This window comes from Morganella morganii (genome assembly GCF_019243775.1).
Taxonomy (GTDB): Bacteria; Pseudomonadota; Gammaproteobacteria; order Enterobacterales; family Enterobacteriaceae; genus Morganella; species Morganella morganii.
This window is the reverse complement of record NZ_CP069157.1, coordinates 905,162-929,984: the sequence shown is the minus strand read 5'-3', so window position 1 is coordinate 929,984 and position 24,823 is coordinate 905,162. Positions and strand designations below refer to the sequence as shown.

General features: G+C 53.8%; 22 protein-coding genes and 1 pseudogene. 19 read left to right on the top strand and 4 right to left on the bottom strand.

All coding sequences use genetic code 11. The features are described 5' to 3' along the window. Nucleotides 1-13: 13 nt before the first annotated feature. From JL661_RS04205 to JL661_RS04195, 3 genes are read left to right on the top strand one after another with little or no spacing between them, the layout of a single operon-like run. Nucleotides 14-1,087 carry an HlyD family secretion protein gene (locus JL661_RS04205; RefSeq protein ID WP_062772692.1) on the top strand — a complete coding sequence of 358 codons (1,074 nt, stop codon included), beginning with the start codon at nt 14-16 and terminating at the stop codon, nt 1,085-1,087. Next, nucleotides 1,084-3,843 carry a ribosome-associated ATPase/putative transporter RbbA gene (gene rbbA / locus JL661_RS04200; RefSeq protein ID WP_062772689.1) on the top strand — a complete coding sequence of 920 codons (2,760 nt, stop codon included), beginning with the start codon at nt 1,084-1,086 and terminating at the stop codon, nt 3,841-3,843. Before JL661_RS04205 ends, rbbA begins: the two co-directional genes overlap by 4 nt. A 1-nt stretch (nt 3,844) precedes the next feature. Further along, entirely contained in the window at nt 3,845-4,969 is a 1,125-nt protein-coding gene (locus JL661_RS04195) for an ABC transporter permease (protein ID WP_004237730.1), read from the top strand. A gap of 314 nt (nt 4,970-5,283) precedes the next feature. Here JL661_RS04195 and JL661_RS04190 read toward each other — a convergent pair whose 3' ends face one another. Continuing rightward, nucleotides 5,284-6,285, bottom strand: a complete 1,002-nt coding sequence (locus JL661_RS04190) for a LacI family DNA-binding transcriptional regulator (protein WP_062772686.1) — start codon at nt 6,283-6,285, stop codon at nt 5,284-5,286. Between the two features lie 112 nt (nt 6,286-6,397). Next, nucleotides 6,398-6,943: a D-lyxose/D-mannose family sugar isomerase gene (locus JL661_RS04185; protein WP_004237728.1), complete on the bottom strand. Its 546-nt coding sequence runs from the start codon at nt 6,941-6,943 to the stop codon at nt 6,398-6,400. Between the two features lie 211 nt (nt 6,944-7,154). Between JL661_RS04185 and JL661_RS04180 the strand changes: the two genes are divergently transcribed. From JL661_RS04180 to JL661_RS04155, 6 genes are all read left to right on the top strand, one after another. Beyond that, nucleotides 7,155-8,192, top strand: a complete 1,038-nt coding sequence (locus JL661_RS04180; RefSeq protein WP_015422928.1) for an NAD(P)-dependent alcohol dehydrogenase — start codon at nt 7,155-7,157, stop codon at nt 8,190-8,192. A gap of 3 nt (nt 8,193-8,195) precedes the next feature. Next, nucleotides 8,196-9,707 carry a xylulokinase gene (gene xylB / locus JL661_RS04175; RefSeq protein WP_064483273.1) on the top strand — a complete coding sequence of 504 codons (1,512 nt, stop codon included), beginning with the start codon at nt 8,196-8,198 and terminating at the stop codon, nt 9,705-9,707. After that, nucleotides 9,704-11,203, top strand: coding sequence for a sugar ABC transporter ATP-binding protein (locus tag JL661_RS04170; protein ID WP_004237725.1), 1,500 nt, complete (start codon nt 9,704-9,706; stop codon nt 11,201-11,203). Before xylB ends, JL661_RS04170 begins: the two co-directional genes overlap by 4 nt. 40 nt (nt 11,204-11,243) lie before the next feature. Then, the gene (locus tag JL661_RS04165) at nt 11,244-12,284 is read left to right on the top strand and encodes an ABC transporter permease (protein ID WP_004237724.1); all 1,041 of its coding nucleotides are present in this window, start codon (nt 11,244-11,246) and stop codon (nt 12,282-12,284) included. 153 nt (nt 12,285-12,437) lie between these two features. After that, on the top strand, nt 12,438-13,400 hold the full coding sequence (locus JL661_RS04160; protein ID WP_223302461.1) for a substrate-binding domain-containing protein: 963 nt from the start codon (nt 12,438-12,440) through the stop codon (nt 13,398-13,400). A 207-nt stretch (nt 13,401-13,607) separates the two neighbouring features. Beyond that, on the top strand, nt 13,608-13,919 hold the full coding sequence (locus JL661_RS04155) for a DUF2786 domain-containing protein (RefSeq protein WP_162268136.1): 312 nt from the start codon (nt 13,608-13,610) through the stop codon (nt 13,917-13,919). On the opposite strand, the gene JL661_RS04150 is transcribed toward JL661_RS04155, so the two are convergent. Then, nucleotides 13,911-14,825, bottom strand: a complete 915-nt coding sequence (locus tag JL661_RS04150; RefSeq protein ID WP_049241999.1) for a LysR family transcriptional regulator — start codon at nt 14,823-14,825, stop codon at nt 13,911-13,913. The genes JL661_RS04155 and JL661_RS04150 overlap by 9 nt on opposite strands. Nucleotides 14,826-14,962: 137 nt before the next feature. Here JL661_RS04150 and JL661_RS04145 point away from each other — a divergent pair, with 137 nt between their 5' ends. The 4 genes and pseudogenes from JL661_RS04145 to JL661_RS04130 all read left to right on the top strand — a co-directional run bounded on the left by JL661_RS04145 (nt 14,963) and on the right by JL661_RS04130 (nt 18,341). Further along, the gene (locus JL661_RS04145) at nt 14,963-16,612 is read left to right on the top strand and encodes an alpha-keto acid decarboxylase family protein (protein WP_049247195.1); all 1,650 of its coding nucleotides are present in this window, start codon (nt 14,963-14,965) and stop codon (nt 16,610-16,612) included. Between the two features lie 249 nt (nt 16,613-16,861). Next, entirely contained in the window at nt 16,862-17,791 is a 930-nt protein-coding gene (locus JL661_RS04140; RefSeq protein WP_218481023.1) for a colicin-like bacteriocin tRNase domain-containing protein, read from the top strand. After that, a pseudogene (locus tag JL661_RS04135) lies at nt 17,763-18,074 on the top strand (colicin E3/pyocin S6 family cytotoxin); the annotation flags it as partial. The gene JL661_RS04140 and the pseudogene JL661_RS04135, both read left to right, overlap by 29 nt. Before the next feature lie 12 nt (nt 18,075-18,086). Beyond that, the gene (locus JL661_RS04130; RefSeq protein ID WP_004240967.1) at nt 18,087-18,341 is read left to right on the top strand and encodes a colicin E3-like toxin immunity protein; all 255 of its coding nucleotides are present in this window, start codon (nt 18,087-18,089) and stop codon (nt 18,339-18,341) included. A gap of 114 nt (nt 18,342-18,455) precedes the next feature. Here the strand turns inward: JL661_RS04130 and JL661_RS04125 are convergent, their stop codons facing one another. Continuing rightward, nucleotides 18,456-19,265 carry a DeoR family transcriptional regulator gene (locus JL661_RS04125; protein WP_032098344.1) on the bottom strand — a complete coding sequence of 270 codons (810 nt, stop codon included), beginning with the start codon at nt 19,263-19,265 and terminating at the stop codon, nt 18,456-18,458. Nucleotides 19,266-19,524: 259 nt separating this feature from the next. On the opposite strand from JL661_RS04125, the gene kbaZ reads away from it, so the two are divergent. Genes kbaZ through nagA form a run of 6 tightly spaced genes read left to right on the top strand, consistent with a single transcriptional unit; the run spans nt 19,525 to nt 24,543 of the window. Continuing rightward, nucleotides 19,525-20,847, top strand: a complete 1,323-nt coding sequence (gene kbaZ, locus JL661_RS04120) for a tagatose-bisphosphate aldolase subunit KbaZ (RefSeq protein WP_062772677.1) — start codon at nt 19,525-19,527, stop codon at nt 20,845-20,847. Next, on the top strand, nt 20,829-21,302 hold the full coding sequence (agaV, locus tag JL661_RS04115; protein WP_004237714.1) for a PTS N-acetylgalactosamine transporter subunit IIB: 474 nt from the start codon (nt 20,829-20,831) through the stop codon (nt 21,300-21,302). Before kbaZ ends, agaV begins: the two co-directional genes overlap by 19 nt. Before the next feature lie 10 nt (nt 21,303-21,312). Further along, nucleotides 21,313-22,092, top strand: coding sequence for a PTS N-acetylgalactosamine transporter subunit IIC (gene agaW / locus JL661_RS04110; protein ID WP_004237713.1), 780 nt, complete (start codon nt 21,313-21,315; stop codon nt 22,090-22,092). Beyond that, nucleotides 22,082-22,957: a PTS N-acetylgalactosamine transporter subunit IID gene (gene agaE, locus JL661_RS04105; protein ID WP_004237712.1), complete on the top strand. Its 876-nt coding sequence runs from the start codon at nt 22,082-22,084 to the stop codon at nt 22,955-22,957. The genes agaW and agaE overlap by 11 nt, the downstream gene beginning before the upstream one ends. 15 nt (nt 22,958-22,972) lie before the next feature. After that, nucleotides 22,973-23,407, top strand: coding sequence for a PTS galactosamine/N-acetylgalactosamine transporter subunit IIA (gene agaF / locus JL661_RS04100; protein ID WP_004237711.1), 435 nt, complete (start codon nt 22,973-22,975; stop codon nt 23,405-23,407). Then, nucleotides 23,404-24,543, top strand: a complete 1,140-nt coding sequence (gene nagA / locus JL661_RS04095) for an N-acetylglucosamine-6-phosphate deacetylase (protein ID WP_036416727.1) — start codon at nt 23,404-23,406, stop codon at nt 24,541-24,543. The genes agaF and nagA overlap by 4 nt, the downstream gene beginning before the upstream one ends. Nucleotides 24,544-24,823 lie beyond the last annotated feature (280 nt).

The window sequence follows — 24,823 nt, the reverse complement described above, 5'->3', positions numbered from 1 at the left end:
AATCACGGTATCTATGCAAAAATCAAAACGTAAAACGTGGATTTTTTATCTCATCCTGATCATTGTCCTTGCCGGCGGCGGCTACCTGTTCCGCATGCTGCAAAGCCCGGGGCTGCCTGCGGGCTTCGCTCAGAGCAACGGACGGATCGAGGCAACGGAAATTGATATCTCAACCAAAACCGCCGGACGCATCAGCACCATCAATGTCAGAGAAGGGGATTTTGTCCGCGCCGGGGATGTGCTGGCGCAGATGGATACCCGGACTCTCGAGGCGCAGCTGAGCGAGGCTCAGGCGCAGTACCGCCAGGCGGACAGTAATGTGATTTCCTCGCGCTCGGCACTGGCTCAGCGGAAAAGTGAGAAAGCTGCCGCAGAGGCGATGGTACGCCAGCGTACCGCAGAACTGACTGCCGCGCAGAAGCGTCTGACGCGTTCACAGGCACTGGTGAGAACCAACGCGGTATCTGTTCAGCAGGTGGATGATGACCTTGCTGTTGTGCAGGGTGCCCGTGCTGCTGTGGAAGCGGCGAAAGCTCAGGTGGCAGCGGCTTCTGCGGCGATTGATGCCGCACAGTCCGGTATTATCCAGGCACAGACCAAAGTGGATGCCGCTCTGGCGACACAACACCGGATTGAAGCGGATCTGGATGACAGCCAGCTGAAAGCGCCGCGCAACGGCCGTGTTCAGTATCGCGTTGCCGAACCGGGTGAAGTGCTCGGTGCCGGTGGCCGTGTGGTGAATATGGTCGATCTCAGCGATGTCTATATGACGTTCTTCCTGCCGACCGAACAGGCCGGACAGGCGGGCATCGGCAGTGATGTGCATATTGTTCTTGATGCCGCTCCGGACCTGGTGATCCCGGCGAAAACCTCGTATGTCGCCAGTGTCGCGCAGTTTACCCCTAAAACTGTGGAAACAGATAATGAGCGCCAGAAACTGATGTTCCGTGTTCGTGCGCGTATCGCCCCCGAACTGCTGGAAAAACATCTGGAATATGTGAAAACCGGTCTGCCGGGACGCGCTTATATCCGGCTTGACCCGAAGCAGGACTGGCCGGCTGACCTGGAGGTGAAATTACCTCAATGACATCATCAAAACAGCATTCCGACACCGCAATCGTCACCCTGGAACAGGTTACGCATCATTACGGTGATGTGTGCGCCCTTGATGATATCACGCTGAACATCCCCGCCCGGCAGATGGTGGGGCTGATCGGGCCGGACGGTGTCGGGAAATCCACCCTGATTTCCCTGATTGCCGGTGCCCGTAAAGTGCAGCAGGGTAATGTGATTGTGCTGGGCGGTGATATCCGCGAAGAAGAGCACCGCCGCGCGGTATGTCCGCGTATTGCCTATATGCCGCAGGGATTGGGGAAAAACCTGTATCACACCCTGTCGGTGTTTGAAAACGTGGATTTTTTCGGGCGGCTGTTCGGCCAGTCTGAGAAAGAACGTCGTCTGCGGATTGACGATCTCCTCGCCAGCACCGGGCTCGCCCCGTTCCGCGACCGCCCTGCGGGAAAACTCTCCGGCGGGATGAAACAGAAGCTCGGACTGTGCTGTGCCTTGATCCATGACCCGGAACTGCTGATCCTCGACGAACCGACCACCGGTGTTGACCCCCTCTCCCGCGCCCAGTTCTGGGAGCTTATCGACCGCATCCGCGAACGCCAGCAAAATATGAGTGTGCTGGTGGCGACAGCCTATATGGAAGAGGCGGAACGATTTGATCACCTGGTCGCAATGGACGACGGCAAAATCCTGGCGACAGGACACGCCCGTGAACTGAAAGCGCAGACACAGACTGATGAGCTGGAAGCCGCCTTTATCGCTCTGCTGCCGGAAGAAAAACGCAAAGATCACAAAGCGGTGGTGATCCCGCCGCGCAAGGAGCAGGACAATGAAGAGATTGCTATCGAGGCACAGGATCTGACCATGCGCTTCGGCAGTTTCACCGCCGTTGACCACGTCAGTTTCCGCATCCCGAAAGGAGAGATCTTTGGTTTCCTCGGCTCCAACGGCTGCGGTAAATCCACCACCATGAAAATGCTCACCGGGCTGTTGCAGGCCACAGAGGGTAAAGCGTGGCTGTTTGGTCAGGAGGTCGATCCGAAAGATTTGAATACCAGGATGCGTGTCGGTTATATGTCGCAGGCATTTTCCCTCTACAGTGAGCTGACGGTTTTACAAAACCTGGTACTGCACGCCAAACTGTTCCATGTGCCGGAAAACGAAATTGATGACCGCGTAAATGAAATGATGACGCGCTTTAAACTGACGGATGTCGCCGATGCCATGCCGGAGGGGTTACCGCTCGGGATACGCCAGCGTTTATCGCTGGCCGTGGCGGTGATTCACCGTCCGGAAATGCTGATCCTCGATGAACCGACATCCGGCGTTGACCCGATTGCCCGCGATATGTTCTGGGATCTGATGGTGGATTTATCACGCAAAGACGGTGTGACGATTTTTATATCCACCCACTTTATGAATGAGGCCGCCCGCTGTGACCGTATGTCGCTGATGCACGCCGGGAAAGTACTGGTGACGGACTCGCCGGAAAACCTGGTTGCCGGCAGTGAATTTGATACCCTCGAAGCCGTCTTTATTGATTATCTGAAAAAAGCCTCGGGAATTGAGGATGATGCCCCGCCGCCGGAAGCGCCGGAATTACCCGCCGACAGCGGCGAAGCGGCGGCCACGGCACTGAAGCGCCGTTTCAGTCTGCGCCGTCTGTTCAGTTATAGTCTGCGTGAGGGGCTGGAACTGCGCCGCGACCCGGTGCGGCTGACACTGGCGCTGCTCGGTACAGTGATCCTGATGTTTATTATGGGCTACGGCATCAGTATGGATGTGGAAAATCTGCGTTTTGCCGTGCTCGACCGCGACCAGACCACCACCAGCCAGAACTATGTGCAGGATCTCTCCGGTTCGCGCTACTTTATCGAACAGCCGCCGCTGCAAAATTATGACGATATGGAGCGCCGGATGCGCGCCGGGGAAATCGCGGTGGCGATTGAAATTCCGCCGGATTTTGCCCGTGATATCGCCAAAGGCCATGATGTGAAACTGGGTGTCTGGGTGGACGGCGCCATGCCGAACCGGGCTGAAACGGTGCGCGGTTATGTGCAGGCTATGCATCTCAACTGGCTGACCCGCATGGCATCAAAACAGCCGGTGGCAAACCCGCTGCGCTCTGCCATCGATATCGAAACCCGTTACCGTTATAACCCGGATGTGAAAAGTCTGCCTGCTATCGTTCCGGCGGTGATCCCGCTGCTGCTGATGATGATACCGGCAATGCTCAGCGCCCTTAGTGTGGTGCGGGAGAAAGAGCTGGGGTCGATTATCAATCTCTATGTCACGCCGGTGACCAAAACAGAGTTTTTAATCGGCAAACAGGTGCCTTATATCGTGCTGGGGATGTTTAACTTTTTCCTGCTCTGCGCCCTCTCCGTCTGGGTATTCGGAGTGCCGTTCAAGGGCAGTCTGCTGACGGTGACACTCGCCGCATTCTGCTATATCACCATTGCCACCAGCATGGGGCTGCTGATCTCCTGCTTTATGAAGAGCCAGATTGCCGCAATTTTCGGGACCGCGATTATTACCCTGATCCCGGCCACCCAATTTTCCGGAATGATTGACCCGGTTTCATCACTGGAAGGTATGGGTTACTGGATAGGGCACATCTACCCGACCGCTCATTTCCTGACCATTACCCGGGGAACCTTCTCCAAGGGGCTGGGGCTTATCGATCTGTATCAGGCCTTTATTCCGCTGTTGATAACTATTCCGGTTGTTCTCGGGTGCAGCATCTTTTTCCTGAAAAAGCAGGAGGGATAACATGCGGACACTGAAGAATATTATCTATCTCGGCATGAAAGAGCTGCGCAGCCTGATGCGGGATAAAGCAATGCTGGCACTGATCGTGTTTGCATTCACGGTATCAATCTATTCCTCGGCGACGGTGACCTCCGGTTCGCTGCATCTGGCACCGATTGCCATTGCGGACCAGGATCGCTCTCAGCTCAGCGAGCGCATTATCAACAGCTTTTACGAGCCCTATTTTCTGGCCCCGGCAGATATTGATATCAGTCAGATGGACGGCCTGATGGACAGCGGCACCTACACGTTTACCATGGATATTCCGCCGAATTTTCAGCGTGATGTGCTGGCCGGACGCCGTCCCGCCATTCAGTTGAACGTTGATGCCACCCGCATGAGCCAGGCGTTTCTCGGCAACAGTTATATTCAGAATATTGTTACCGGGGAGGTGAATACTTTTCTGGCTAAAAACCGGCAAAACACGGTGCTGCCGGTGGATCTGGATATCCGCGCCCGTTTTAACCCGAACCTGAATCAGATGTGGTTCGGATCGGTAATGGCGATTATCAACAATATCACGATGCTGTCGATTGTCCTGACCGGGGCGGCACTGATCCGCGAGCGGGAACACGGCACAATTGAGCATCTGCTGGTGATGCCGGTGACGCCGTTTGAAATCATGATGTCCAAAGTCTGGTCGATGGGATTGGTGGTATTGCTTGCCTCACTCGGCTCGCTGCTGCTGATTGTCCGCTTTCTGCTGCAGGTGCCGATAGAGGGTTCAATTACGCTGTTTATGTGCGGGGTGGCGCTGAGTCTGTTTGCCACCACCTCCATCGGAATTTTTATGGGGACGCTCGCCCGTTCGATGCCGCAGTTCGGGCTGCTGATGATTATGGTGCTGCTGCCGCTGAATATGTTATCAGGCGGGATGACCTCGCGGGAAAGTATGCCGCAGTTTGTGCAGGATATTATGCAGACCATGCCGACGACACACTTTGTCAGCCTGGCACAGGCTATTCTCTACCGGGGCGCGGATTTCCTGATCGTCTGGCCGCAGTTTATTTATCTGATCATTATCGGCGGCGCGTTTTTTGGTGCGGCTTTGCTGCGCTTCCGCAAAACCATCAGTGCGATGGCATAGAGGCGGGGTATTGCTGCCAACATTGAGTGCCGGCAAAGTGCAGCCGCCGCCGGAAAGAATAAAACCATCTTCTTTCAAACCAGGGCGGCGGGATAACCGGCAAAGGAAGAATTCCGGGGAGCATACACCAGTATGTGACCCGGAATTCTGAGTGCGGCCAACACAGCCACAGAGTGGAGGATGACGCAGATTCGCTAAATCATTTCGTCTGTGGCATGCGGCAAGGGAAGGATTCCCCGGGAGCATACACCAGTATGTGACCGGGGGGGGACGAACGAAGCCAACACAGCCACAGGCGGAAGGATGACGCGGATTCAGGATTTGAGGAGACCGCGCACAACCACCTTGCTCGCCGGGGCGCTGCGATCGGTCGCCCGCCGCACTGCCATATTGATGGCCTGCCAGGCAATTTCCTGAAGATCATGAGAAATGCACGGGAAGTTGAATCCGTAGATATCGGCATGAGAGACTTCATCGATGCTGAACAGCGAGACATCTTTTTGCGGGATCAGGTTGTGGCGGATACAAGCTTTGATAATCCCGAGTGAGATCTGGTTATTGCAGCCGACAAAATAATCCGGCGCGGGATGGTATTTCAGGTAATGATCGGTGACTTTAAAGGCTTCATCCATCAGGAAGTCCGCATGCAGCACATTAACGCTGCTGACCTGGCCGTGCAGACCGGCCACCATGCCGGTTACGCGATCCTGGGCCACATTGGAATCTTCCGGGCCGGAGACAATCACCACGTTATCCGCTTTTTGTGACAGCAGATAGCGCCCTGCCTGCAATCCGCAGTCGAGATTATCGATGTAAACGCCGCTGCATGCCTTGGCATCCAGCTCACGGTCAACCAGGATCACCGGAATATTGAGCAGTTCCAGCTGTTTCATATACGCCGGGCGATACACCCTTTCGGCGGAGACAACGGACAGAATGATGGCATCCACGTTGTAACCAATCAGCTTATCAATGATACGCGCTTCATTTTCACGGGATTCATAGGAGTCAAACATCAGCGTGTCATACCCGGCGTTATAGGCTTCCAGGGTGATGCGCTTGGCCAGCCCGCCGAAAAACGGGTTGCTCATGTCCGGGCTGACAATACCGATGGTACGGAAGGATTTCGCGCGCAGGCTGCGTGCCGCCGCATTCACCACATAACCGATTTTATCTGCGGCATCGAGAATACGCCTGAGAGTTTCCGGGTGAACCTTATCCGGCTGCGAAAATGCGCGGGATGCGGTGATCTTACTGACATTCGCAATAGCGGCCACATTTTCCAGTGTGACTTTCTGTGTCCGGGGTTCCGCCAATTTTCTCTCCTTAGCAGCAACGTATCATTTTATACCATTATAATATCATCTAAATCGATTCAGTCACGTGAAAAACACGCTTTTTATTACTTAAACCGACACTAACAACTTTTTAACACTCGAGTCTTTTTATCCGCGGATCGGTAAAAATGTCGTATTCATCGGTGTTTTCTGTGGAGAACTCCGACACCACCGCGCCCTGCGGCCCGGCTTTAAACCAGTGGCGGGTATCCGGCATGATGGTGTACTGCTCTCCCGGCCGCAGCAGAATAAAGCGGTCACAGGTGTACCATTCCTCATCCCCCTGCGGCGGACGGCAGACCGGATTGCCCTGAGCATCCTGATTCAGTGTCAGCGCAGGATCATCCACAAACAGATACACCTCACCCCAGCGACAGCGGAAGGTTTCCTGCTTACCCGGCCGGTCTTTGTACGGCGGATGACGGTGCTCCGGACAGGTCTGGTCAGCAAAGAGAACCAGCTCTTTGGCGCAGTACAGCGGGCTGTTGCAGTACGTGAGCAGTTGCAGGCCCGAGCGGGGATAATCCGGCAGATTAAAGTGAGCAATTTCAATATGCTGCTGTTCCGCTTCTGTCAGAATGATATGTGCCTGTTCCAGAACCGCCAGTGATTCCGCGATATACGGCTGTTTATTCATCTGCCTCTCTCCTGAATGATATCGTTATCATTATAGCCTTGTCACAGATAGCAAAGATGTGACCCGGAAGACCCTTTGCCGAATACTACATGAGTAGATCAGACTTTATTTAATAAAAGTTTAACCATCATCACATAATTATAATAAATATTGCTCTATTATCCGCATCATAGTAATGATATCGATATCATTTTAATGAAAGGAAATGATCATGAAGGCATTAGTATTAGAGAAAGCAGGGAAAATCGCCATTCAGGATTGGCAGAGCAATGAAGTACTTGGCGACGACGATGTTGAGATTAAAATCCACACTGTCGGTATCTGCGGCAGCGACGTTCACTATTATCAGCATGGCCGTATCGGGCCGTTTGTGGTTGAGGCACCGATGGTGCTGGGTCACGAAGCGTCCGGTGTGATCACTGCAGCCGGTAAAAATGTGAAACACCTGAAAGTCGGCGATCGCGTGTGCATGGAACCGGGTATTCCGGATCTGCAGTCCCCGCAATCCCGTGCCGGTATCTATAACCTTGATCCTGCCGTCCGTTTCTGGGCGACCCCGCCAATCGACGGCTGCCTGCGTGAAAGCGTGATCCACCCTGCCGCCTTCACCTTTAAACTGCCTGATAACGTTTCCTTTGCCCAGGGCGCAATGGTTGAGCCGCTGGCAATCGGTATGCAGTCCGCGACCAAAGCCGGGATCAAACCGGGCGATATCGGTCTGGTTATCGGTGCCGGGACTATCGGTATCATTACCGCGCTGTGCGCACTGGCCGGCGGCTGTTCAGATGTCATCATCTGTGATGTGTTTGATGAAAAACTGAAGGTGGCTGAGAAATATCAGGGTCTGCACGCAGTAAACAGCAAAGACCAGCAGGCACTGGCGGATAAAGTCCGTGAGCTGACCGGCGGCGAAGGCGTGAACGTCCTGTTTGAGTGCAGCGGCGCGAAACCGGTTATTGCCTCCATCTCTGATCATATCGCCCCGGGCGGCACCGCAGTTCTCGTCGGCATGCCTATCGACCCGGCACCGCTGGATATCGTGGCGGCACAGGCGAAAGAAGTGACCTTCAAAACTATTTTCCGCTACGCCAATATGTATCCGCGCACCATCCGTCTGCTGAGCTCCGGCAAACTGAATGTGGCTCCGCTGCTGTCCGCAACCTACAAGTTCAAAGACAGTGTCGAAGCCTATGAGCGTGCTGCCGAAGGCCGTGCGACTGATGTGAAAATTGTGCTGGAAATGGAGTAAACCATGACGCTCTATGCCGGTATTGACTGCGGAACACAAAGCACCAAGGTCATTATTGCCGATAACCGGACCGCGCGTATTCTGGGTGAGGGCTCAGCCCCTCACCCGATGATCAGCGAATCAGACGGGAGCCGTGAACAGGAAGCCGTCTGGTGGACTGATGCGCTGGAAACCGCGTTTGCTCAGGCGATTAAAAACGCCGGAATTGACGGGCGGGATATCCGCGCCCTTGCCGTTTCCGGCCAGCAGCACGGTTTTGTACCTGTCAGTCATGACGGTACGGTACTTGCACCTGCCAAACTGTGGTGTGATACCTCGACCAGTGCGGAAAATCAGTGGTTTATTGATGCACTGGGCGGTGAACAGGCCGCGCTTGACCGCCTGGGTGTGTTGCCGCAGACCGGCTATACCGTGTCAAAAATTATCCGCTTTAAACAGCAGCACCCGGAACTGTGGAAACAGCTGCGTTATGTACTGCTGCCGCACGATTACCTGAATTTCTGGCTCACCGGACAGGCCTGTGCCGAGTACGGAGACGCCTCCGGGACCGGGCTGCTCAATATCCGTACCCGTGAGTGGGATCAGGCCGCCGCTGATCTTATCGATCCGGAAGGCCGCTTATGGCAGGCGCTGCCGCCGCTGGTGCGCGCAGAGCAAATCATCGGCACGGTTCGTCCGGAGATCGCGGCGAAGCTCGGTATTTCCCCGGAAACCCGCGTGGCATCCGGCGGCGGCGATAACATGATGGCCGCCATCGGCACCGGAAATATCCGTCCGGGCATCACTACGATGAGCCTCGGCACCTCCGGTACGCTGTTTACCTTTGCCGAACAACCTGTTGTGGCGGATTCCGCGATGATCGCCGGGTTCTGCTCCTCCAGCAACGGCTGGCTGCCACTGATTTGCACCATGAATGTCACCTCCGCCACCACTACGGTTCAGTCCTTATTAGGCATGGATATTCAGGCCTTTAATGATGCACTGAACAGCAGTAAACCCGGTGCAGGCGGTCTTATTATGCTGCCGTTCTTTAATGGTGAGCGCGTACCTCAGTTACCCGAAGCCCGCGCCAGCCTTCACAATATGGACGGCAGCAACCTGACTCCGCAGAACCTGAGCCTGGCCGTGGTGGAAAGTGCCACTTACGGGCTGCGCTTCGGTATCGATCTGTTCCGTCAGCAGGGAATTACCACCAGTGAGATCCGTCTGACCGGCGGCGGTGCCCGCAGCGTGAAATGGCGTCAGATTGTCGCGGATATCATGGCGGCACCGGTGGTGTGCGTCACCAACCAGGAAGCGGCAGCGCTGGGTGCAGCGGTTCAGGCAATCTGGTGTGACACCCTCAGCGCAGACAGCGCACCGGAAGCACAGCTGGCCGCTCTCTGCGACCGCTTTGTGCAACTGGATGACAGCAGCCGCACACAGCCGGATCCGGCGAATGTGGCGGTTTATGAGTCCCTGTATCAGAACTACCTTGCTTTACTGACATCAGAATACCCGGAGGTCACCGTATGACAGCCACTGTCGCTGACAATGAGGAATTACTGCGGGTTGAAGGGGTGCGCAAAGCCTTTGGTCAGGTTGTTGCACTGAAGAACGCGCAGTTTTCACTGAAAAGAGGTTCCATTCACGCCCTGTGCGGCGGGAATGGCGCCGGTAAATCCACGTTCCTGAGCATCCTGATGGGCTTTATCCGCCCGGATGCGGGGGAAATCTATGTCAAAGGCAAACGCTGTGAGTTTCATCAGCCGATCGAAGCCCTGCACGCCGGTATCGCCATTGTTCAGCAGGAGCTGAGTTCCATTCCTGATCTGACCGTGGCGGAAAATATCTGGCTGGGGCGGGAGCCGCGCCGGTTCGGGTTTGTCGATTTTAAACAGCTCAACCGGCAGACCGCTGAACTGCTGACCGACCTGCATTTTGATATCTCCCCGTCAGAAAAAATGCGCAACCTGAGTGTGGCGGAACAGCAACTGGTCGAAATCGCCAAAGCCCTCTCCCACGCGGATGCGGATATCATCATTATGGATGAGCCGACCTCCGCCATCGGCGAGGAGGATGCGCAGAAGATTTTCGATGTCATCACCCGCCTGACGGAAAAAGGTAAAGGCATTATTTATGTCTCACACCGCCTGTCCGAGATTTTTCAGATAGCCGATACCTTCACCATTTTCCGTGACGGTACCTTTATCACCGACGGCCCGCTGGCGGATATTACCCGCGAGAAGCTGATTGAGCTGATTATCGGCCGTGAGATCAAAGATGAGTTCGCCAAATTTAACGAGCCGACAGATGAAACCATTATGGAAGTCCGGGAACTGTCCCGCGATGACCAGGTGCAGGACATCAGCCTGACGCTGAAAAAAGGCGAAATCCTGGGAATTTACGGGCTGGTCGGCTCCGGCCGTTCTGAGTTCCTCGACCTGATTTTCGGCATCGAACACGCCGATAAAGGCACCATAAAAATTGGTGACCGCTTCCTCGACAAACACACACCGAAAGATTCCATTAATGCCGGGATCGCCTATGTCACTGAAGACCGCAAAGATACCGGACTGATGCTGGGCCGCTCCATCAATGAAAATATCAATATCGCCTCATTTGGTGCCATCAGTACCGGCGGCTTTATTCATGACCGCAAAGAGCGTGCCCGTGCAGACGACATGATCACACTGTTCAATGTCAAAACCCCGGATGCGGATCAGCTGGTCGGGAACCTCAGCGGCGGTAACCAGCAGAAAGTGGTTCTGGGACGCTGGGCGCTGATCGAGCCGGATGTGATGCTGCTCGATGAGCCGACACGCGGCGTGGATGTCGGTGCCAAGAAAGAAATTTATAAGTTTATGTCTGAGTTCGCCTTACAGGGCAAAGGCATTGTGATGGTCTCTTCTGAGCTGTCGGAGATTATCGGGATGAGTGACAGGATTATTGTTTTCCGTGACGGACGGATCGCCGGAGAGCTGACCGCCGCCACTGCCACCCAGACTGATTTAATGAAACTTGCGGTGTGATCTCACCCGCCAACGTATGCATGAATAAAGAGAAGTGACCATGACTACAACAAATACTGCACCCGCACCAGGGGTCTCATTTATCGCCCGTAACAAGAAAAACATGCACAAATACGGCATCATTCTGGCGTTCTTTGTGCTGTGTCTGATTGTGGCGGTTGTCGGTGAAGTTCAGGTCGCCCGCGGCGAATGGACCAATAACTATTTTCTGAGTCAGGACAACATGCTGATTATCCTGCGTCAGATTTCCATCAACGGTATTCTCGCCATCGGGATGACCTTCGTCATCATCACCGCCGGTGTTGACCTCTCTGTCGGTTCGGTGCTGGCACTGAGCGGGATTGTGGCGGCGCGGTTTGCCACCAGCAACACCGGCCTGGCTATCGGTGATACCGCGAATGCCGTGATGATCCCGATGATTATCGCACTCGGCATCGGTATCATTTGTGGTCTGCTCAACGGGACTATCCTGGCGAAATTCAACCTTCAGCCGTTTATCGTCACCATGGGGATGTTGTCTGCGGCACGCGGTCTGACTCTGCTGACCACTGACGGTAACCCGGTTTCCCAGCTCAACAGTGATTTCCGCTGGCTGGGTAACGGCTATATCCTGGATATCCCGGTACCGGTGGTGATCCTGGCGGTTATCTTTATTCTGGCCTGGATTTTACTCAATAAAACCACCTTCGGCCGTTATGTGTATGCCGTCGGCGGCAACCCGAAAAGCGCCAGAACCTCCGGTATCAGCGTGATTAAAATTAAAGTGCTGGTTTATACCCTGTGTGGCGCGTTAGCCGGTATTGCCGGGCTGATTCTGACTGCCCGTACCGGGTCAGCACAGACCAGTGCAGGCAGCGCCTACGAGCTGGATGCAATCGCTGCGGTGGTTATCGGCGGTACCAGTATGGCCGGTGGTGTGGGGACGTTAGTCGGCACCCTGTTCGGCGTGTTAATTATCGGTGTGATGAATAACGGTCTCGACCTGCTGGGCGTGCAGTCGTATTACCAGCAGATTATCAAAGGCGCATTAATTGTGATCGCCGTACTTTTGGATCCGTCACGTAAGCAACGCCGTGACTGATGGCAGCACCACGCGGATTCTTTCAGTCTGCCACAGGCTGAAGGATGAAGCGTAAAAAAGACGAAAACAGCAAAAAACAAAAGCAAAACTACCCTACACAATGAAGGAATGACCATGAAAAAACTGACCAAAATCGCTGCACTGACAGCCCTGATGATGGGCGGACAGGCATTTGCGGCACAGGACAATCCGGTGAAAATTGCCGTTCTGATGTACGGCATGAAAGCTGAATTTGTCCAGTTAATGGAAAAATCCGCAAAAGAGCATCCGGCTGTGAAAAACGGTGAAGCGATCATCACAGTTTATGATGGCCGTTATGATCCGATGGTTCAGAACAACCAGGCGGAAACCGCAATCCAGACCAAAGCCGACGCTATCATCATCAACCCGATGGATTATGAAGCGAATATCGACGTGGTCACTATGGCAAATGACGCCAAAATCCCGGTTATCGTCACCAACGCCCGTCTGAACACCGACAAAATGACCGCAGAAGTGGTGTCTGATGACGTCCTCGGCGGTTATATGGAAGCCAAAGCGGTTCTGGAAAAAATGAACTGTGAAGGTAACGTGGTTATTATCGAAGGGCCGAAAGGCGGCAGCGGTGAAATTCAGCGCGGCGAAGGTAATGACAAAGCGATCGCAGAATGTGGTCCGGGTAAAGTGAAAGTACTGGAGCGCAAAACGGCTAACTGGTCACGCGCGGAAGCGATGCCGCTGATGGAAAACTGGTTACAGAAACACCGTGGTAAAATCGGTGGTGTTATTGCACAGAACGACGAAATGGCACTGGGTGCGATCGAAGCAATCAAATCTGCCGGTCTGAATGTGAATGATTTCTCCATTGCCGGCGTTGACGGCGTGTCTGATGCTATCCGCTCTGTTCAGGAAGGCGAAATGGTCTCCATCCTCCAGGACGCAAATGCACAGATGCAGGGCTCTATCGATCTGGCGATGAAAGCAGTCAAAGGTGACAAATATGAGCCACAGTCCAAAATCTGGGTTCAGTATGCTGACCAGCTGAAATGGAATGACGGTAAAGACAAACGTTACGCGATTCCGTGGACTCAGGTCACCAAAGAAAACGCGCAGCAGTTACTGGATGCCCGTAAATAAATACACTCCGCCGTCTTCTTATGAAGGCGGCGTTTTTTTTATCCGCAATTTCCCCTGGTCAGGCCGTTTTATACACAATTCAAAAAAGTCATGTCCGGAAAGCGGCATGAACCGCTGAATATCCCGCAACGCCGTATTCATCCTTCCCCTCTGATTAATTCACCGTATGATAGGCTTATCTGCCGGATAAATGTGCGATGTGAAATAATGGATGACAGAGAAAAGGTGGTTGAAAAAGTCAGAAAGCTGATGTCTCTTGCCGAAAATGCCGGTAATGAGAATGAAGCCGCGAACGCCTTTTCAAAAGCGCGGATATTTATGAAAAAATATCACCTCGAACTGTCTGATATCTATTCCGCAGAACCGTCTCCCCCGCCACCCTATCCCCGCAGAAAAGCACCACCGCGCCCGCTGACCCCGGAAGAGGAGCCGCGCCCGGTCAGATTACACTTCACCGGCCCGGCACTGATTTTCATTATGCTGCTGTTATTTGTGGTTTATATACTGTATTTACAGTAAATGGCCGGCACCGGTTACATACGGAATACCGAGTATTTCCATCGCCAGTGCATTCCACGCACGGCAGCTGCGGCTCTGATACCCGCCGCGCACACCGGCCAGTGCCAGATCGTAGGAGAGCACCGGGTCGGTCACCGGCAGCAGTACCAGACCATCAGCCGTGCGTTCACGCCACATGCTGTCCGGCAGCAGCGTGATCCCCACCCCCGCCCTGACCATCGCAAGGATCAGATCAAGGTGATTGCTCCGTCCTGCTACCACCGGTTCCGTGCTGTAAATCCCGCACGCGCTGCGCACCAGGTCGTTTATCCGGAATGCTTCGGAGAAAAACACAAACGGCTCACGGATAATCTCCGCAAAGCTCACCTGTTTTTTTGCCGCCAGCGGGTGCTGATGATTCACCAGCAGCATCAGCCGGTCGGTGGCGAAACGGTGCAGCTCAAATAGCTGCTCATCAAACGGCAGCATCACCGCAGCGGTTTCCACCGTACCGTCGGTCATCGCTTCGGCCATCTGTTTCGTGCCCAGTTCGAAAATCTTCAGTTCCACCTGCGGATGGCGGGACGTAAACGCCATGATGATCCCGGCAAACCAGGTCGAGGCGATAACCGGCGGTAATCCCACATTCAGTGTGCCGGTCAGCGGGCCGGATTTATCCTGTAATGCTTTGTTCATACACTGAAACTGCACCAGAATCCGTCGCGCGTGCTCATACAGAATCGCCCCTTCATCGGTCAGCGTCACCCCGTCGGTATCACGGACCAGTAACGGAAATCCCAGTTCGTGCTCCAGCTTCTGAATACTGCGGCTGATGGCGGGTTGCGTGACAAACAACGCCTCTGCCGCCCGGCTGAATCCGTTGTACTGAACCACCTCTGTAAAGTAGCGGAGTGCACGTATATCCATGTTTCTGCTGTCCTATAACAAAAAGTTATCACGCTGATGATTATATACCATTTCCATTTATACCGCAGAACCACTAGAAATGATCGCCATAACACGTGGTTCGTTCTGAATAAACGGTGTGATCGGAGAAGATAACAATGACAAAAAGCGTAATTGAGCATGTTTTAAGCCGTCTGGCAGATTTGGGCATCACCGATGTTTTCGGTGTCGCGGGAGATTTTGCGTTCCCCATTGAAGATGCGGTCTGCGACGGTAACACACAACGCTGGATTGGTAACTGTAACGAACTGAACGCCGCCTATGCCGCAGATGGCTACGCGCGTATCAAGGGCGCCGCGGCGCTTTCCACCACGTTCGGCGTGGGTGAATTAAGCGCGATCAACGGTATTGCCGGTTCGTATGCGGAAAACCTGCCGGTTTTTCATCTGGTCGGCATGCCTGCCAGTGGTGTACAAAAGAGTGGCCGCCTGGTGCATCACACCCTGGGCGATGGCAATTTCAGCCTGTTCTGTGAACTGGGGCAGCGCCTTTCCTGTGCCCACGCCATAATGACCCCGGAGAACTGTGTGGCGGAGACAGAACGCCTGATTGCTGCCGCTCTGCGCGAGCGCCGTCCGGTCTATATGGGTTTCCCGTTTGATTACGCCACACAGCCGGTTCAGATACCGGAACACCTTACCGCACCGGCACAACCGGTCAGTGACAAAACCGCGCTCACTGAAGCGGTTGCCGCGATCAGGGCAAAACTGGCGGACAGCCCGTCCGCCTGTATCCTGCCGGGCATGCTGGCCGCACGTTCCGGACTGATTGATGACGTACAGGCGCTTATCCGTCAGACCGGGCTGCCATACGCCACCATGTTTATGGATAAAGCCATCATCAGTGAATCCGACCCGCATTACGCCGGGATGTATAACGGTCATCTGATGAATCCGCAGGTCAGGGAATTTGTTGAAAACAGTGACTGTGTGCTGGGTATCGGAGCGGTGATGACAGACTTTAACACCGGCAGTTTTACTGCTGATATCGCACCGGAAAAGCTGATCAGCATTATGGCGGATCATGTCCGGGTCGGCGCAAAAATCTGGCAGAATGTGTATATGCGGGATCTGCTGCCTGCCCTGGCCGCCGGACTTCCGCACCGGGAATGTCATATTCCGGCAGCAACCGGGCTGGGTAAACCGGTGGCTGACGCTTCCGGTAATATTACCCCGCCGTATCTGTATCCCCGTTTTGAGCAATTGTTCAGAAAAAACGACATTATCATCGCTGAAACCGGTACGGTTTCAATGGGGCTTGGCTTTGCACTGCTGCCGGAAGGAGCGCAATTCCATAACCAGACGTTATGGGGATCAATCGGCTGGGCAACACCTGCGGCCGTTGGAGCCGCCATCGCGGCGCCTGATCACAGATTGATTCTGATCACCGGGGAAGGCTCACACCAGCTGACTGCCCAGGAAATCAGCCAGTTTGGCCGTTTTGGTCTGAAACCACTTATTTTCGTGCTGAATAATGACGGCTATCTCATTGAGCGCCTGCTGTGCAAAGACCCGGAAGCCGTTTATAACGACCTGCCGCAGTGGCGTTACGCACAACTGCCACAGGCGCTGGGATGCGATAACTGGTATTGCCGCCGCGTCACCACCTGCACGGAGCTGGATGAGGCAATCCGGGAAGCGGAAACCGGTGACCGCGCCGCCTATATTGAAATCATTACGGAGCGCTATGCCGCATCCGATCTGGCAAAAAAACTCGGTGAATCAGTAGCAACACTGTACTCGTTTTAACTCTCCGGTGATCCGGATGCAGCCCCCGCGGCATCCGGATATTAAAACCCGTTTTTCTCACATAATGCTTTGTTGGCATTCAGCCCTATCTGCAAAAAACATAAAACAAAATTTAATCACATGATAACTATATAAAATAAGTTACCCCCGAAATTACTTTGATACTATTAGTAGTGAGGCTTGCAGTAGATTTTACAGGTTACAGACATAGCGAATTAAACGGATTTTTAAATAAAAAAGGAGCTTTTAATGTCAGATAAGCATGACCCTTCAGACGGTACGCCCCATATTAAAGTTACTGTATACAGCACCCCTTGTGAGAGTGAAGAGTGGCCGTCTATTGATAATTTTAACGTATTCCAGTATCCCGGTCGCAACCGCCCGTCCATCCTGAAAGAATATCTCGATGAAGCACGCAGGGAACCGGAGCGGATGGTCTATCTCAGCAGTGCCGCAGCAGTCGGCCGGAGTGCATTAATTTTTCCGGTTAACGGCACTCTGGCCGCAACCATTGCATCCTGGATTCAGTCTTTCGATTTCAGTGCTCTGCTGGCAGGACTGAGAGATACATTACCCCTGGCGGGGCGGATAACCGGTATTGCCGCATTATTGTGGCCGACTAAAATGGGGAACGCTGAATTATATCAGGGTGCCGGACCCCTTATTGATTTAAACCGTGCGAAACTTGTCGATATGAGGCAGGCGGATATGGTTGTCACGCTGCCGTCTGAACTGGTCACCACGGTAAAACCGGCAGACATCAGGGGACAAAAAACGGTTCCCGCAATGGTTGTGGCACAGGGTGTGGTGGATGCCGTTAAGCAGGAGCACACGGTTGCACTCACAATGGCGGAAAATACGGATATTCCGGTCATCACGGCACAAAAAACGAAGAAACCGAATGTGTATACCGCAGAGGTTGTCCCGGGTATGAAGCCGCTGCGGATAAGAATGGTGTCACCATCAGGTAAGCAGGTTCCCCCCTCAAAAAGTGTGGAACTTCCGGCCGCAGAGCATTATCTTCCTCAGCCGGACAGCGGAAAAACCCATCATGCGTTTATTGTTTTCGGCGATGATTATCAGCCGGTTTATATTTCGGTGACGCGGAAGGAGTGGCAGGTAAAGCCTTATGTTGAGGCTAAAAAAGCGGAAGAAGAAAAAAAAACGTCAGGGTGTTAAGGATAAAGGTCATAGTTACCACCCTGAACCAGATGTTGAAGAAATTAAAGGGTTGGGGGAATTAAAACCAGGTAAAAAGAAAACGCCTAAACAAGGTGGTGCAGGTAAACGCGCACGCTGGGTTGGGGATAAAGGCCGTAAAATCTACGAGTGGGACTATCAGCACGGTGAGCTGGAGGGGTATAGAGCCAGTGACGGCCAGCATCTTGGAGCATTTGACCCGAAAACGGGCAAACAACTGAAACCCGCTGATCCGGAACGTAATATCAAAAAATATTTATAAGGAGATAACATCATGGGATTGAAAGTACATTTACAATGGTTTGATAAAAAAACGGAAGACTTTATTGATAAGGAATATTCAGTAGATTTAGGGGATGACGACACTGTGATTACTCAGACAGTCAACCCGACAGAAAATATCATTAATAACGGTTGGTTTGATGTTATTTCCGCGTGGGTGCCTTATCTTCAGAATCACCTTAAACATAAAATTGATCTGGGTAAATACGATTATCAGGTGGCATTTGCTTACCGGGATAACTGGTAATTAATTACCATCAGTGATGAAATGAAGGCGAATACCCGCCACTCACAAATGAGTCGCGGGTATTCATTCACAACAACACAGAAAGTATGTGAACAGATACACCACTGTTTTTTCTTATCCCTTCACCAGAATCACTTCTGTGCCGATCCGGCGTAACCCTGTCAGGCTCGCTTCCGGAATACCGTCATCAGTAATAATGGTATCAATACGCTGGGTATCGATTATTTTGTGCAGACTGGAACTGTTAAATTTACTGGAATCCGTCACCACCACAATGTGTCCGGCCACTTCACACATCCGCCGGTTGAGCCGTGCCTCATCTTCATTATGCGTGCTGATACCGCGCTCCAGATCAATCGCATCCACCCCGAGAAACAGCATATCAAAGTGATAATTCTGCAATGACTGCTCCGCCTGATCGCCGTAAAAAGAGAGCGACTGACGCCGCAGCTGGCCGCCGGTCATCAGCAGCTCCACTCCCGGTGCTTCCAGAAGGGCATTCGCCACATTCATGCCGTTGGTCATCACGATCGTATCCTGATGGTGGCGCAGCTGACGGGCAATCTCATACGTCGTGGTACCGGAGTCCAGAATCACACGCAGCCCCGGCCGGATAAGCTCGGCGGCCACCGCCGCAATATTGCGTTTGATAGTGGTGTGGCGGGTACTTTTATCCTCCAGCGACGGCTCACTGACCGGTGAAACCCCCTCACAAATCAGTGCGCCGCCATAGGCACGCACCGCGATCCCCTGTTTTTCGAGGAAAGCGAGGTCATTGCGGATAGTCACTGTGGAAACGTGAAACTGCTGCGACAGCTCATTCACCTGAACACTGCCGTGGGTGCGCAAAAGCTGGATGATATGCTCACGCCGCCCGCTCGTTCCCATCACCCGGTTATCCGTCCCGGCATCCGGACTGTTCATGATTTTATCCTTAACATTCATTTGAAAAATCTTTCGTTTCATTTCGTTTGGCATATTAACGCTTTTCTTTGTCCGGAATGCAAGCCCATAAAAAGGGTGAACACCAGATGACTCAGGAATTAATCCTTTCATTATATTTCTTTTGTGATGAAGATCTGGATTTCACAACCTTTCATTTTGTTTTCTTTTTCCTGTATAGCAGTATGTTATTCAGACATCGAAACAAAAACAAACCACATCCGGCTGTAAGGAGAGGAAAGTGAAACTTTTAACTGATATCGTTGCCCGTCACAAACGGGGTGAGAAAACAGGGATTTATGCTGTCTGTTCCGCCCATCCGTATGTTCTGAAAGCAGCGGTATGTTTTGCCCGTGAACAACAAACGCCGTTACTGGTTGAAGCAACTTCCAATCAGGTGGATCAGTTCGGCGGTTATACCGGCATGACACCGGCTGACTTCCGTGATTTTATGTGGAAGCTGGCTGATGAACATCACTTTCCCCGTGAAAATCTGATCCTCGGCGGCGACCACCTCGGGCCGAACCGCTGGCAGAATGAGCCGGCTGAAGACGCCATGACAAAAGCCGATGAGCTGATCCGCACTTATGTTGCTGCCGGGTTCAAAAAGATTCACCTCGACTGCAGTATGTCCTGTGCCGGTGATCCGGTTCCACTGACGGATGAAATCGTCGCACAGCGCGCCGCACGCCTGGCGGTAATTGCCGAGGAAACCTGTGAGAAACATTTCGGCGTCCGCGACCTGGTGTATGTGATTGGTACGGAAGTGCCGGTGCCGGGCGGGGCTCACGAAGAGCTGAATGAGCTGGCGGTTACCACGCCGCAGGCTGCATCCGCCACTATCGCCGCACATCAGGACGCATTTGCGCGGCATCAGCTCACGGATATCTGGCCGCGCATTACCGGGCTGGTGGTACAGCCGGGGGTGGAATTTGATCATAATAATGTTATTGATTACCGCTCGGAAAAAGCCCGCGCCCTGAGTGAGATGGTCACACATCATGACCATCTGGTGTACGAGGCGCACTCCACGGATTACCAGACCCCGCATGCACTCAGTCAATTAGTTGACGATCACTTTGCGATTCTGAAAGTCGGTCCCGGTCTGACCTTCGCCCTGCGTGAAGCACTGTATGCCCTCGCCGGTATAGAGGATGAGCTGGTTGCTCCGGCAGTACGTTCCGGGCTGCGTCAGGTGCTGGAAGATGTCATGCTGAAACAACCGGGCTACTGGCAGAGTTATTACACCGGTGATGAGCAGACCCGCCGTCTTGCCCGCAGCTACAGCTATTCCGATCGCATCCGCTATTACTGGCCGGATGAGACCATCAGCGCGGCAGTGACCCGTCTGCTGGAAAACCTGACAGAAACGGCGATCCCGCTGCCGCTGATCAGCCAGTATCTGCCGTTACAGTATCCGCTGGTACGTGCCGGAACGATCTCCGCCGCACCGGAAGAGTTAATCATCGCACACATTCAGACTGTGCTGCGTCACTATCACGATGCCTGTAAAACCATGCCTGCCGATAAGAGCGAGAAACAGCCATGCCAAATATTGTGTTAAGTCGTATTGATGAACGGTTAATCCACGGACAGGTTGGTGTCCAGTGGGTGGGATTTGCCGGTGCCAACCTGGTGCTGGTCGCCAATGATGAGGTGGCAGAAGATCCGCTGCAGCAAAACCTGATGGAAATGGTGCTGACGGAAGGGATTGCCGTGCGTTTCTGGCCGCTGCAGAAGGTGATCGACAATATTCATAAAGCTGCTGACCGCCAGAAAATTCTGCTGGTCTGCAAAACGCCGGCAGATTTTCTGACCTTGGTGAAAGGCGGTGTTCCGGTGGAACGCATTAACGTCGGCAATATTCACTATACCGAAGGCAAGCGTCAGATTGCCAAAACCGTGTCTGTGGATGAGGCGGATATCGCCGCATTCCGCGGGCTTAACGAGGCCGGTGTCGCCTGTTATATCCAGGGCGTACCGACAGAACCGGCGCAGGATCTGTTTAAACTGCTCTGAGGATACATGTATGGAAATCAGTCTGTTACAAGCTATCGCTCTCGGGCTGGTAGCCTTTATTGCCGGATTGGATCTGTTTAACGGGCTCACCCACATTCACCGTCCGGTGGTGCTGGGGCCGGTGGTTGGTCTGATCCTCGGTGATCTCAATACCGGGATCCTGACCGGCGGGACACTGGAGCTGGTCTGGATGGGACTCGCGCCGCTGGCCGGTGCCCAACCGCCGAACGTGATTATCGGTACCATTGTCGGGACTGCCTTTGCTATCTCCACCGGGGTCAAACCGGAAGTGGCGGTCGGTGTTGCAGTGCCGTTTGCCGTGGCAGTGCAGATGGGGATCACCTTCCTGTTCTCGGTCATGTCCGGTGTGATGTCGCGCTGTGACAAAATGGCTGCCAATGCCGATACCCGGGGGATTGAGCGCATCAACTACCTTGCCCTGCTGGCGCTCGGTACGTTCTATTTTCTCTGTGCCTTCCTGCCGATCTATTTCGGGGCGGATCACGCCAAAACCCTGATTGATGTACTCCCTGCCCGCTTAATTGACGGACTGGGTGTCGCGGGCGGCATTATGCCTGCCATCGGGTTTGCCGTTCTGCTGAAAATCATGATGAAAAATGCCTACATTCCTTATTTTATTCTGGGATTTGTCGGCGCGGCCTGGCTTCAGCTGCCGGTTCTGGCAATCGCTGCCGCCGCACTGGCGATGGCAATGATCGATTTCGTCCGCAAACCGGCAGAAAGCGAACCGGCACAACCGTCACACGAGGAATTTGAAGATGGCATCTGAAAAAAATCATTCATCTGCCGCAGAAGCGGAAACCTTACTGCCGGCAGACTGTAACCAGAACGTGTATGAAGATCAGAGCACCGGCGCGGAACTGACCCGCAAAGATATCAACCGGGTCGCGTGGCGCTCCCTGCTGTTACAGGCCTCCTTTAACTATGAGCGGATGCAGGCGGCGGGCTGGCTGTACGGTTTACTGCCCGCACTGAAAAAAATCCACACCAATCCGCGTGATCTGGCACGCTCCATGAAAGGCCATATGGGATTCTTCAATACCCACCCTTTCCTGGTGACCTTTGTTATCGGCATCATCCTGGCAATGGAACGCTCCAAACAGGATGTAAACAGCATCCAGAGCACCAAAATTGCGGTGGGTGCGCCGCTGGGCGGGATCGGCGACGCCATGTTCTGGCTGACCCTGCTGCCTATCTGCGGCGGTATCGGTGCCAGTCTCGCATTACAGGGCTCGATTCTCGGTGCTGTGGTGTTCCTGGTGATGTTTAACGTTGTGCACTTCGGGCTGCGTTTCGGCCTGGCGCACTATGCTTACCGGATGGGGGTTGCCGCCATCCCGCTTATCAAAGCCAATACCAAAAAAGTCGGCCATGCGGCTTCGATTGTCGGGATGACCGTGATCGGCGCGCTGGTGGCCACTTATGTGCGGCTCTCAACCACACTGGAGATTACCGCCGGTGATGCGGTGGTGAAATTGCAGAGTGATGTGATTGATAAGCTGATGCCTGCTTTCCTGCCGCTGGTATACACCCTGTCAATGTTCTGGCTGGTACGCCGTGGCTGGAGCCCGCTGCGCCTGATTGTACTGACCGTGGCGCTGGGTATTATCGGTAAATTCGCCCATTTCCTGTGATAAAAGGAGTCACTGATGCCGGGAATTATTTTATGTGGTCACGGGGGCTTTGCCTCCGGACTGGAAAAAGCCATGTTACAGATTATCGGGGAACAGGAGGATTTCGCGGCGGTTGATTTTCCGGCGGAATCCACCACCGCCCGCCTGACACAGGAACTGGAAGCCACACTGGCGCTGATGTCACACTGTGACAGTGTGATTTTCCTGACCGATATTCTCGGCGGTACGCCGTTCCGCGTGGCGGCCACCCTGTCACAGGGCCGGGAAGACCGCGAAGTGATCACCGGCACTAATCTGCAGTTACTGCTGGAAATGGCGCTGGAGCGGGATTCTCTCTCTCCGGCTGAGTTCCGCCGCGAAGCACTGGCCTGTGGTCACCGCGGATTAACCAGCCTGACAGACGAGTTACAACGCGAACGCTGCTGTGAAACTGAGGACGAAGGCATATGATTCAGCAAATCCGCGCCCGCCGTGTGCTGACAGAATACGGCTGGCGGGAAAATCAGGCGGTGACGGTATCAGACGGCATCATTACCGCTATCACGCCGCTGGCGGCAAAAGAAACACAGTTTGATGCAGAGCAGCTCTGCCCGGCTTACATTGATACCCATGTCCACGGCGGACAGGGTATGGATGTGATGGATGATAACCCGCAGGCGCTGAAAACCATTGCCGCTTTCAAAGCACAACAGGGCGTCGCCGCGTGGCTCGCCACCACGGTGACCGCCCCGCTGCCGGATCTGCGCAGCACCCTCGGGCGGATCGCCCGCTACTGTCAGCAGCAAACCACCACAGAGCCGGTGGCGGAAGTGCTCGGCAGTTATCTGGAAGGGCCGTATTTCACCCCGCAGAACAAAGGTGCGCACTCGCCGGAGCTGTTCCGTGAATTACAGATCAGTGAGCTGGACACGCTGATTACCGATGCGGCAGGCACACTGAAAGTAGTCGCACTGGCACCGGAAAAGCCGGAGGCGCTGAATGCCATCCGTCATCTGAAACGGCGCGGGCTGAATGTAATGCTCGGCCACAGTGCCGCCACCTATGAGCAGACTCTGGCGGCTCTCGATGCCGGAGCTGACGGGCTGGTTCACTGTTTCAACGGCATGACCGGCCTGCATCATCGCGAGCCGGGCATGGCAGGAGCAGGACTATCCGACCCGCGCGCCTGGCTGGAACTTATCGCTGACGGGCATCATGTCCACCCGGCAGTGATGCGGATTGTCTGTCAGTGCGCCGCACACCGCACGGTGCTGATCACCGATGCCATGCGGGCGGCCGGGCAGCCGGACGGCATTTATGATATCTGCGGCCATGATGTCACGATGAAAGCAGGCATTGTCCGGACGGCCTCCGGCGGCCTGGCGGGCAGCACCCTGGCACTGGATGACGCGGTCAGCCGGATGATTAATGATACCGGCACGCTGCCGGAAACCGCCATCCGCATGGCGTCCCTGCAACCGGCACAACTGCTGGGGATCACCGCGACACACGGCAGTATCTCGGCGGGAAAACGGGCGCATTTCAATAACCTGAACAGTGACTGGCGGGTAACACAAACCTGGATCCACGGACAACCGGTACGCTGATTTCCTTTCATTCTGAGGTGCGGATCTCTCCGCGCCTTTCTTTTCCTTATGTTTATCCACCGGGTGCTTTTACATAACTTACTAATAAACAATAGCTTAATCATTTCACTTGTGGCGCAAATCACACTTTTCGTTTTCTTTTCATTACTGCATTGATCCTTCGTTTTCCTTCCTGTAAATTGAAATAAAACCTCAAAACGAAACCAACTGAAAGGTAATGACGGATCGGGTGATCTTTTGATTCATTTCACTTTCGGCTGAACGTCATGTAAAGGATGAA

What these genes read in the sequence shown, in the direction of transcription:
- xylB (WP_064483273.1), top strand. Translation starts at nt 8,196, where the DNA reads ATGACGCTCTATGCCGGTATTGACTGCGGAACACAAAGCACCAAGGTC.
- nagA (WP_036416727.1), top strand. Translation starts at nt 23,404, where the DNA reads ATGATTCAGCAAATCCGCGCCCGCCGTGTGCTGACAGAATACGGCTGG.
- JL661_RS04160 (WP_223302461.1), top strand. Translation starts at nt 12,438, where the DNA reads ATGATGGGCGGACAGGCATTTGCGGCACAGGACAATCCGGTGAAAATT.
- JL661_RS04195 (WP_004237730.1), top strand. Translation starts at nt 3,845, where the DNA reads ATGCGGACACTGAAGAATATTATCTATCTCGGCATGAAAGAGCTGCGC.
- JL661_RS04140 (WP_218481023.1), top strand. Translation starts at nt 16,862, where the DNA reads ATGTCAGATAAGCATGACCCTTCAGACGGTACGCCCCATATTAAAGTT.
- JL661_RS04205 (WP_062772692.1), top strand. Translation starts at nt 14, where the DNA reads ATGCAAAAATCAAAACGTAAAACGTGGATTTTTTATCTCATCCTGATC.
- JL661_RS04170 (WP_004237725.1), top strand. Translation starts at nt 9,704, where the DNA reads ATGACAGCCACTGTCGCTGACAATGAGGAATTACTGCGGGTTGAAGGG.
- JL661_RS04145 (WP_049247195.1), top strand. Translation starts at nt 14,963, where the DNA reads ATGACAAAAAGCGTAATTGAGCATGTTTTAAGCCGTCTGGCAGATTTG.
- JL661_RS04165 (WP_004237724.1), top strand. Translation starts at nt 11,244, where the DNA reads ATGACTACAACAAATACTGCACCCGCACCAGGGGTCTCATTTATCGCC.
- rbbA (WP_062772689.1), top strand. Translation starts at nt 1,084, where the DNA reads ATGACATCATCAAAACAGCATTCCGACACCGCAATCGTCACCCTGGAA.
- JL661_RS04155 (WP_162268136.1), top strand. Translation starts at nt 13,608, where the DNA reads ATGGATGACAGAGAAAAGGTGGTTGAAAAAGTCAGAAAGCTGATGTCT.
- JL661_RS04125 (WP_032098344.1), bottom strand. Translation starts at nt 19,265, where the DNA reads ATGAACAGTCCGGATGCCGGGACGGATAACCGGGTGATGGGAACGAGC.
- JL661_RS04185 (WP_004237728.1), bottom strand. Translation starts at nt 6,943, where the DNA reads ATGAATAAACAGCCGTATATCGCGGAATCACTGGCGGTTCTGGAACAG.
- agaW (WP_004237713.1), top strand. Translation starts at nt 21,313, where the DNA reads ATGGAAATCAGTCTGTTACAAGCTATCGCTCTCGGGCTGGTAGCCTTT.
- JL661_RS04130 (WP_004240967.1), top strand. Translation starts at nt 18,087, where the DNA reads ATGGGATTGAAAGTACATTTACAATGGTTTGATAAAAAAACGGAAGAC.
- JL661_RS04180 (WP_015422928.1), top strand. Translation starts at nt 7,155, where the DNA reads ATGAAGGCATTAGTATTAGAGAAAGCAGGGAAAATCGCCATTCAGGAT.
- agaF (WP_004237711.1), top strand. Translation starts at nt 22,973, where the DNA reads ATGCCGGGAATTATTTTATGTGGTCACGGGGGCTTTGCCTCCGGACTG.
- agaV (WP_004237714.1), top strand. Translation starts at nt 20,829, where the DNA reads ATGCCAAATATTGTGTTAAGTCGTATTGATGAACGGTTAATCCACGGA.
- JL661_RS04150 (WP_049241999.1), bottom strand. Translation starts at nt 14,825, where the DNA reads ATGGATATACGTGCACTCCGCTACTTTACAGAGGTGGTTCAGTACAAC.
- agaE (WP_004237712.1), top strand. Translation starts at nt 22,082, where the DNA reads ATGGCATCTGAAAAAAATCATTCATCTGCCGCAGAAGCGGAAACCTTA.